This window comes from Chryseobacterium sp. SIMBA_038, from assembly GCF_046535115.1.
In the GTDB taxonomy this organism is placed as follows: Bacteria; Bacteroidota; Bacteroidia; order Flavobacteriales; family Weeksellaceae; genus Chryseobacterium.
The window spans coordinates 1-251 of record NZ_JAWRXH010000321.1 but is presented as its reverse complement, the minus strand read 5'-3'; the positions used below and the strand labels follow the sequence as shown (position 1 = coordinate 251).

Annotated in this window: 1 protein-coding gene; it reads left to right on the top strand. The window is 61.8% G+C overall.

What is annotated here, in order from left to right; genetic code table 11:
• Positions 1 to 251 (top strand): hypothetical protein (locus tag SB689_RS23740; RefSeq protein ID WP_410694493.1); only part of this gene is annotated, 251 nt, incomplete at both ends.

Sequence of the window (251 nt, the reverse complement as noted above, 5' to 3'; positions counted from 1 at the left end):
CATGAACGCACCCAATCAGGCGCGCACGCTGGCAGATGTCGCACAAAAACCGAATGGCCTTGGCGCCACGGACATCAGCGTCGATATGTTCTCCGCGCAGGGATTCGCGCTCGCGCAACGCATTGCGACGGCGTTCGCGTCGAGCAATGCGGTTCCCGCTCAGTTCCGCTCGGTAGTCATCAAGCGAGAAAAGCAGGGCAGCGATTACGTCGACGTCGAAGTGCCGAATCCCGCGGCGATCGGCAATGGGC